This is a genomic window from Amphritea sp., assembly GCF_050300915.1.
In the GTDB taxonomy this organism is placed as follows: Bacteria; Pseudomonadota; Gammaproteobacteria; order Pseudomonadales; family Balneatricaceae; genus Amphritea.
This window is the reverse complement of sequence record NZ_JBNKYN010000119.1, coordinates 1-9,630: the sequence shown is the minus strand read 5'-3', so window position 1 is coordinate 9,630 and position 9,630 is coordinate 1. Positions and strand designations below refer to the sequence as shown.

Sequence of the window (9,630 nt, the reverse complement as noted above, 5' to 3'; positions counted from 1 at the left end):
GTCAGATTAAACGGGCCAGTTACCGTCTGTGCAGTGACATCGCCGCTTAGAGTGATATTATCGATCAGCGACAGACTATCCCTGAAAGTCTGTGTTCCAGCGTTAATATCAACACCCAGAACCACTGCCTGATCAAAGACGATCCCACTCAGCGCCTGTGTTGCACCAATATCCTGGGCCAGGCTGACCACCGGAGCATCCAGCTCCAGTCGATGCGCACCATTGATCGAATCGTTGAAGTTGAGGGCAGAACCTGTGAGGACCGCATCACCGGTCAGTGTCACCGCCCCGATATAGGTTTGATCAGTAAGGGTGGTAATATTCGCCCCTAGATTGCTCGTACCGGTCACCAAAACACTATTGGCATCAATGGCACCCCGGATATCTGCAGCTCCATCAATCGTAAAATCATAAGACCCAAGCACTTGACCAGTAGTAACGGTAGAACCGCTAAGAACTACATCATCACCCAGTATCATGAGCCCTGCATAATTCTGAGTTCCGGTCGTGTGGATTCCGGATAAGATCTGACTATTAACCAGAACATCCAAACTTTTCAGGTCAACAAAACCATTCAGATCGGCGGTGCCATCAATAGTTAGACTAAATGGACCATTAATAGCCTGAGTCGAAACGCCCCCTGTCAGAGTGACATCATTTGTCAGCGTTAGACTATCCATAAAATTCAGGTAGTCTGCTGAAAGATCGCCTCCAACATAAGCAGCCTTGCTCAGAGTAATTCTGGAAAGTGACTCCGTGCTGCCAACATCGGCTAAGAAATTAACATCTGCGTTCAGCCTGAGCTTATGGGCTCCATCAACTGTACCAATAAAATCTACACTGCTTGCTGTTAACTTCGAATCAGACGTTAGCGTAACTTCTCTTCCATAAGTCTGGCCGCCAAGGGTAGTCACATTGGCGCCCAGAGTAGTGCTGCCATTAATAACAAGACTCTCGGCACTCACTACATCAATTATCTCTGCATTACCGCTGACTGCTATCGTATTAGCCGAAACAGTAGAAGCAAATATTGCATCCTGACTAACCAGCAGATCATTTACATTCAAAGCCCCACTAAAAACAGCGTTCCCTGAAGCCCCTTCAATATTCAGATTAAAGGGTCCTCTTACTGATTGAGCTGTCACATCACCGGTCAGGGTTACATTGTCTGACAACGTAAGATTATCCATGAAGTTCAGAAAGCTTGCGGAGATATCCACTGCTAAAGTGGCAGCATTACTAATTGTTATCCTCGACAAAGACTCCCTTTCACCGACATTTTCTGAAAAAATCGTATCTCCAATAAGTCTGAGTTTATATCCACCATCCACTCTATTATTAAAAATAATCGTATCAGCTTTCAATTTTGAGTCGGCGGTTAGTACTACATCACCACTGTAGTTTTGAGTTCCCATATTAGTAATATTGGCTCCCAGATTAATCTGGGGATTCCCGTCTGGAAAAACAGGAGTCACTGCTAACGAGCCAGCAATAAAATTCAAACTACCAGAACCACCATTGGTAATCGTGCTGTTAATATAAATATCATCCCCAGCCTCAAGTGTAAGGCTGCTAATGGTTCCAATACTTATCGCACTGTCGACCGTTATATCATCAGAAGCCTGTAATATTAAATCAGTCGTCCCAACCAGGTTGATAATCGTGTCATTATCAATCAAACTGGATGCCCCTCCGAACAAAAAATCATCAGGAGTTGATAGTCCAGGAATGTCTCCAACTGTCAGGTTTTGAGGATCCAGCAACAGCTGTCCTTTATTACCATGTTTAGCACTCAGGTCGACCCGACCGGTAAAGTCTAATGCTTTTTTACCCGACACTTCTGAGAAACCACCATCGCCCCGTTCCCCCTCCCCCTGAGCACTGATTTGTCCGTGGTAGCGGGTATTGTTATCCGCCCAGACAATAACCCGACCACCATCACCATTACCGGTAGCATCCGCTTTTATTTCAACATGTTTTCCGACGAACGTATCGGATGCATTTGTAATCTCAGGATTCTTACCCTGAAAATCGCCACCGATGCGAACCTTACCACCACCCGTTTTTCCGGAAGCATCAATAACAGCATTATCTGTCAGGGCAACACGATCCCCCAGCACATCAACATCACCGCCCTTACCATCAGCAGAAGTAGCCATCAGGCTACCGCTGTTAATAGTATCGCCACCGGTACCCAGAAGACGGATAACACCACCTTCATTACTCACTTTACCCGCACGAATCACACCGGTATTGTTAACAACACGGGTGAAAACATCCTGGGCGGCTTTTGCCGTTAAAAATACTTCTCCACCCTGCGCTTCAATCACGCCACTATTAACAACCGCATCACCTGACCCGGCAATCGTCTCTTTATCAATACGTAACTGGAGTAAACCATCGCCATCAAAATCGATCGTGACCGCACGGCCAGAGGCAAGCTCAACATGACCTTTCTCGGCAATGATGACTCCCTGGTTGTCAACCTGACCGGCAATCAGAGCAACCGACCCACCCGTGGCCGCCTGAATCAGCCCCTTGTTAACAATCACTCCCGTGCTGTTGCTACCATCTAAAATCAACTTTCCGGACTGGAAGGCGACATCATCCACATCAAGAGTCGTGGCAACAAAGGAGTTAACATCCACCTGAGAGTTGGGACCAAACACCATCCCGTTACGATTTTGCAAAACCATCAGTTTGAGATTTGCATTCCCCTCAATTCGTCCCTGAATATCGGAAGCTTTAACATCCTGGATTTTATATAGAACAGAGGAACCGGAAATTTGTGCGTTATGCTGCAACAGCTCATTACCAGCCAGATCCAGCCGTGAAACGGAAGCAACCATCACTTTACTTTTCTGAGTAACGATATTGGTGTTAGAGTCCGGCCTTGAGATACTCCCTGAACCGGAAGAAACGTTAAAATTATCAACTGCTGCATGTGCTCCGTTGAGTAACATCAAGGAGCCAGCGCCTGTCGCACCAATCGCTTTAATGACCTGTACAAGCGGTTTCAGTTTCCATTCCATGGAGCATATCCTTTTAACGTTTCAACCAGCTTAGCTACATCGCCAAGCTGAGTAATTTATATTGCAGATATTTTTATGATGCAGTCAGAATCAGAACAGATAGTTCAGTTCACCATAAACCTGGGGATCACGATCATTCGAAGCCGCCCTGTCACCCAAGGGTGTTGCAACTGTTAAGGTGGCAGTAAATGACTCAGCAGGCATCAGGCGTAAACCAACCCCAAGACCACTCAGGTCTATTTGAGACTCTTCCCCCAGCAGCGCATTATTCTTATAACCATGAGCATAATCCGCAAACAGCATCAGCTGTAAAACCTCTCCCCAGGTACGATTATTAAAGGCAGGCTGATCTGCAAATCCAGGCGCATTACTGATTAACTCTACACCTGTATAAAAGCCGGAGTCAGCCAGATACTCGCCGTTTGGATATGCCCTGACACTGTCAAATCCACCCATGCTAAACTGTTTAACCGAGAATAATGAATCTGGAGAATACTGCGCATTGAGCTTAAGAATTAGAGCATTATTATCGGACAGTCGCTGATAGCGGGACAGATTCAATTCAACCAGATTGTAATCTGCTGGAGCGGGGCCTTCGGAAGTAGCACGGCTGGCATCAGGATCATTATTCTCCATCGCCCCAAGAACACCGGCAAAACCGTGCTGCACAGACATTTCGCCCCGGGTAAATCCACCACCAAATATGTTATCCGAGAAATCATAACCATAGGTGGCGACCAGAGCCGTTAACTTATCAGCATTACTTTGCACGGAGTCCTGGGTATTTTTAGCCTGATCATGAACCAACTCAGCCTTGACATAACTATTCCGGGTGCGACTGCGTCCAAGCTGCTTTCTCAGCCCCACTTTCCATTGTTTTGATTTACCCGCAAAAGCAAATGCAGCCAGATCACGACCAATGCCATAATCACTCTGATGGTAATGCAACGAAACGATATAATCTGAGCTAATGGGGCTAAACTCGTAAGTGACACCCGCATACTTCGCATTATCAACGGAGTATTCGCCTTCAACTTCCGGCTTATTTTGCACGATAAGATTAAATCCAAGTTTATCTGCAAAGCCAAAGGGATTATTCACAGTCAGATCCAGCCCCAGACGCTCTTCACCGGAGTATTGTGACCCTTTATTATCCAGATAGAGGGCACCGGACACTCGATCCTCACTATTAATATTAATTAACATTTTAGTGGAACCGACCAGATCCCCAGGCTCAAGCACACCGGAAATATCAAGCCCGGGATAATCCAGCACGGTTAGTAGCGAAGCTTCAATATCTGATTTATTAAGTGGTTTACCTATCTGATCAGCAAAAACACGGCTTATTGTTTCAGCGTCATATGAAGAATCACCAGAGACTTCTATTTCGCTTATCTCGCCCATAAGCAGATGCAATTCTACAGTATTATTCACTACATCCTGAGCGGGTACATAGGCCGTTGCCAGCACCAGCCCCTTGCTGCGGTAATAGTTCGTAATATTATCCGCCAACTGTTGCAATCGCCCCAGTGTAAAGCGGGCATTATTCTCTACCATTGCAGACATCAGCATCTCGATGACCACTTCATCGTCCACCAGCGTCTTAATATTCTTTGAAGGGACCAACTGATATAAATTCAGCACATTAACATCAAAAAGTGGGCCCGCATTCAAATCAACCGGGCGATCCTTTCGGGGAGGGATACTCAGATCAAGATCTTTAGGGGGTAGTAGCGGCTTCTTAAACACCTGAGGCGCTGCGCTTCCAGTCAACAACCCATCAGGAGTCGCTGCATATATACTACAGGCCAGCAGACTTCCTAGCCCCCCCACAAGAAACCTTTGTATTAGAGTATTCAACCAAACGGTTTTATTCATTATCTCTACTCATCCCTGTAAACGTTTAACTTTCCATATTATTGATGCAAACCCTGACAGTTAACGCATCGATAGTACTTTATGTATTTGCCGAACCTGCTCTTCATATACGCGCGAAAATTCATCACCATACAAGCCATGGAAACTATCCTGAGCTTCATGCTGTAACTGCTGATATGCAGTCGTATACAGATCCCAATAGCGGCTCTTTCTTGATAACGTAAAGCGAACGTTTAACTGTGACTCTAATGCTGCAGGTTCGAAGCGTTTAAGCAGTGCAGTCAGCGCGGCCTGCATACCTGACATCACCGCTACCTGATGCGCTTTTACATCAACCACACCTTCGAGTACCGCTTCCTGAGGACCGAGATACCCTTCCGAATGAGTTAACATAATTAACATTGCCTCTTCGATACTGTGGCAAAATTTTAAAGGGTTATTCCTCACAGCCCCTATGCGCGTCACGTCCATACCAAACTCCCGCTTAATATCACTACGGGTCTGAAGGATCTCCATGGTTCCCTTGGTAAGAATCTTCAGCATCTCTCCTGCGGAGTGCATAATTTCAACTTTATTTCTGCCAATCAGATCTTCAGGCTTGAGTCCAAGCCCTTCAAGAAATGCCCGTATAGCACGACTATCTATATGGAGTTCAGTACTATTTAGGTCAGAGCTATTTAAATCAGATCCTTGCTCGTCTGGCTGATCGACACTCACTGAATCAGTCATATCTATTGATGCAGAAACAGGTTCAGTCCTAACCTGGACGTGACTCTCAACAGGCTCAATACTAACCGGAACAGCAATTGTCCTCGACTGTAGTAGGTTTGCTGATTCAAAATTATCGGGCACATCTGATAACGACTCGCTTAATAGGTCAGTTTCATCAGCAGAGATACCCGTATATTGAGAAAGATCAGAAAAATCAAACGGACTCTGATCATCCGTATCTACACTGACTTGCTGTTTTGGAGCGCGATAAAAATCGGCGGTATTGCCAAGCGGAATATTTGGTAAGGGTGCTACACGGGATACGGAATGCTGTTCTACGAAATCGGCTTCGGGTTCAGCAAAGAAGTCATCGATAGAGAACGAGTCCTGATTGATCTGCTGATGCCGCACAGGGAGATCATCTTCCACAGAGACCAAGAGCTGATTTTCGCCAATAATAAGACTATCACCATCCTGCAGCTTATGACGCTGACCGCGGGTGATAAACTGACCAGCATTTAGCTGAGTACCAGGAGAACTGGTGTCTTCGAGATAGTAGCTACCTGAAATCTGGTAGCAGCGAACATGATAACGTGAACAATACCGATCAGGGTCTTCCAGGACAATATCATTATCGTCAGCTCTGCCCAAGGTAAATTCCTCACCGGAAAAAACCTTCTCTACTTTTCTTGCGGGAGCGATACCCCTGAAAGCAATCAGAGTAATTCTAATCTTCACCGCCAACCATCCATAGTAAGTACGTCCTAATTGAAAACTGTCCCTGTTCTCGCGAGAGTGCACATTTGGCCACAATCCGCAATGAAGGTCAACCGACCCTGATCAGCGATAAGCGTCGCACAGTCAAATTTCTGTCGAAAAACAATCATACAAAAAAGCCCCCTTACGGAGGCTTTATCACATTCGCATGTTTCAGAGATTATCCAATCCCTGCTCGACCATCGCCACAGCCCGGAATATAGCCCGGCCTTTATTCATGGTTTCATCCCATTCGGAACTGGGCACCGAATCCGCCACAATACCGGCACCGGCCTGGATATGCAGCTGGCCGTTTTCAATCACCGCGGTACGGATGGCGATTGCGGTGTCCATATTGCCATTCCATGAGAGGTAGCCGACAGCACCGCCATAGATTCCCCGTTTAACCGGCTCCAGCTCGTCTATAATCTCCATTGCGCGGACTTTAGGTGCTCCACTCAGGGTGCCCGCCGGCAGTGTCGCACGCAGTACATCCATCACGGAGACATCGGGTTTTAGCTGTCCGATAACATTGGAAACGATGTGCATTACATGGGAATATCGCTCAACCACCATCTGTGCAGTCAGTTCAACCTTGCCGATTTGTGCGACCCGGCCGACATCATTGCGCCCCAGATCGATCAGCATCAGGTGTTCTGCAAGTTCCTTCGGATCGGCCAGCAGCTCTTTCTCCAACGCCAGGTCTTCAGCCTCGGTTTCACCCCGGGGCCGGGTTCCGGCAATAGGGCGAACAGTGACCACATTGTCTTCCACCCGCGCCAGAATTTCTGGAGATGAACCGACAACATGGTGATCCCCCAGGTGTAAAACATACATGTAAGGAGAAGGGTTCAGGCAGCGCAGAGCACGGTAGAGATCAAGAGGGCTGCTGGTAAACGGAATAGTCATCCGCTGCGAGATGACGGTCTGCATCACATCGCCTGAGAGTATGTATTCCTTGATCCGTTCAACAGAATCTTTGAACTGCTGTTCACCAAAACTGGACTTGAACTCTGATTCAGACACCTGACGACGCTCTGCTGCCTGAGTTTCCTGATGGGGTACGGAAAAACGCAGTCGGGTAACCAGTTCATCCAATCGCAGTTGTGCCTGACTCAAAGCGTCCTCTTCGGCAGGATCAGCATGACTGATCAGTATCAACTTCCCACTGAGATTATCAAAGACGACCACCTCATCTGAAACCATCAGCAGAATGTCCGGCGTTCCGATGACGTCTTCCGGGGTACTGTCTGCCAGTCGTTTTTCCACATAACGAACACAGTCATAACCAAAATAACCGACCAGTCCACCATTAAAGCGCGGCAGACCCGGCCATTCAGCCACCCGGTAACGGGCCTGAAACTGTTCGACAAACGCCAGGGGATCATCCACTTCGGACTGTTCTACCACTTCACCGTCTGACTCAATCCGTACACTGTGGCCAAAAACTTTCAGCACCGTCCTACAAGGCAGGCCGATAATGGAATAACGCCCCCACTTTTCACCGCCTTCAACAGACTCTAGCAGATAACTGTAGGGCTGATTGGCCAGTTTCATATAGGTGGAAAGAGGGGTATCCAGGTCCGCTAGTACTTCACGTACCACCGGGATGCGATTAAAGTTCTGAGCCGCCAGCTCAGCAAACTGTTCAGGTGTCATGGTCTGTTCTCGTAACAACTCTGAGATATGTTCTACAAAGTTTTTGCAATCTATTCCGGGTGATTATTCAGGCACGCCGGGCGTAATAACTGATAAGCGGGGTTCAGTTACGCCATCGCCAACGCTCCCCCACATAGAGGGAGCAGATGTTTATATCCATAGGGGCTAACAAATCTGACACAGTGATTCCAGACAATCGTTAATTCAGAGATCCAACCTTATAGCAGCCCTCTCCCTGAATCAACCGGGTCAGTTATCCACAGGACTGTTTTTTAAGCCTATAGCCTGCTTCCCCTGATCATTTTCATCTACTCTGTCAGAGTTTCGAGCGCTACGTAAAGCCCAGCTGAGTATCAGGTAACCCACCACAGCAGAAATGATTGATCCCACCAGGATCGCCAGACGGTCAGCAGCGCCATAAAGATCCTCTGCTCCCTGATAGGCCAGCGAATCAATAAACAGGCTCATAGTAAAACCGATACCGGTAAGCACAGAAACACCATAGAGCATCAGCCAGGTTGCCCCCTTTGGCTTCTCTGCCATACCCAGTCGAATCCAGCACCAGGAAAACAGAAACACCCCCACCTGCTTGCCCACAAACAGGCCCAGCAAAATACCCAGAGGCACGCTGCTAAAGAGTTGTGAGAAAGAGATACCCGACAGATCAACCCCGGCATTCACAAACGCAAACAGTGGAATAATAGCGAATGAAACCCAGGGGTGCAGTGCATGCTCAAGTTTTTTCAGTGGCGACTCACCCTCCTCCGTATCGTTATTGGGGATTGCCAGTGCCAGCACCACTCCAGCCAGTGTCGCATGCACTCCGGACTTCAGCACACTGACCCACAGGACGACACCGACAATCATATAAGCCGCCACCCGGACCACGCCAAGGCGATTCATCAGCACCAGTACAGCGATCGCTGCTGCCGAGATCAACAGTGAATGAGTTGCCAGATTCTCAGTATAAAACAGCGCAATCACAATGATAGCACCGAGATCATCCATGATGGCCAGGGTCATCAGAAACAATTTCAGCGATGCAGGCACCCGGGGTCCCAGTAGTGACAGAATACCCAGGGCAAAGGCAATATCGGTCGCGGTAGGTATCGCCCACCCCTGCAGATCAGTGGTGCTGCCATCGATATTAACCAGATAAAACACCAGTGCAGGAACGGCCATACCACCGATGGCGGCGATCCCTGGCAAACTCACCTGAGACAAACTTGATAGTTGTCCTCCCTGAATCTCCCGCTTGAGTTCCAGACCCACCAACATGAAAAACATCGCCATCAGACCATCATTGACCCAATGCAACAGTGATTTTTCCAGCCCCAGCGAACCGATCCTGACTTCGCCTTTGATACGCCAAAACTCGTAATACTCATTTGACCAGGGCGAATTGGCAAAGATCATCGCCAGTACCATCGCCAGAATCAACAGAATGCCGGTCGCCGCTTCAAACTGGAAAAATTCCTTGATCAGTTTCTTCATTATAATTCCCGCGCAAAAAAAACCCGGCCTTGGGCGCCGGGTGAATGTTTGGATGAGAGTCCATTTACTTAAGACTGGAGGAGTCTTACAACATACTTAC

General features: G+C 47.7%; 5 protein-coding genes. All 5 read right to left on the bottom strand.

The window, feature by feature from the left end:
• The coding region (locus tag ACQY8X_RS20015; RefSeq protein WP_428036902.1) for a filamentous hemagglutinin N-terminal domain-containing protein at window positions 1–3,032 on the bottom strand (3,032 nt) is incomplete at its 3' end.
• A 90-nt stretch (window positions 3,033–3,122) separates the two neighbouring features.
• Window positions 3,123–4,805 carry a ShlB/FhaC/HecB family hemolysin secretion/activation protein gene (locus ACQY8X_RS20010; RefSeq protein WP_428036901.1) on the bottom strand — a complete coding sequence of 561 codons (1,683 nt, stop codon included), beginning with the start codon at window positions 4,803–4,805 and terminating at the stop codon, window positions 3,123–3,125.
• A gap of 165 nt (window positions 4,806–4,970) precedes the next feature.
• Complete coding sequence (tagH, locus tag ACQY8X_RS20005; protein WP_428036900.1) at window positions 4,971–6,359, bottom strand: type VI secretion system-associated FHA domain protein TagH; 1,389 nt, start codon at window positions 6,357–6,359, stop codon at window positions 4,971–4,973.
• 192 nt (window positions 6,360–6,551) lie between these two features.
• Window positions 6,552–8,036: an anthranilate synthase component I gene (trpE, locus tag ACQY8X_RS20000; protein ID WP_428036899.1), complete on the bottom strand. Its 1,485-nt coding sequence runs from the start codon at window positions 8,034–8,036 to the stop codon at window positions 6,552–6,554.
• 249 nt (window positions 8,037–8,285) lie between these two features.
• Window positions 8,286–9,530 carry a Na+/H+ antiporter NhaA gene (gene nhaA / locus ACQY8X_RS19995; protein WP_428036898.1) on the bottom strand — a complete coding sequence of 415 codons (1,245 nt, stop codon included), beginning with the start codon at window positions 9,528–9,530 and terminating at the stop codon, window positions 8,286–8,288.
• Window positions 9,531–9,630 lie beyond the last annotated feature (100 nt).

Coding starts and splice junctions, on each gene's coding strand:
- trpE (WP_428036899.1), bottom strand. CDS start 8,036: ATGACACCTGAACAGTTTGCTGAGCTGGCGGCTCAGAACTTTAATCGC.
- nhaA (WP_428036898.1), bottom strand. CDS start 9,530: ATGAAGAAACTGATCAAGGAATTTTTCCAGTTTGAAGCGGCGACCGGC.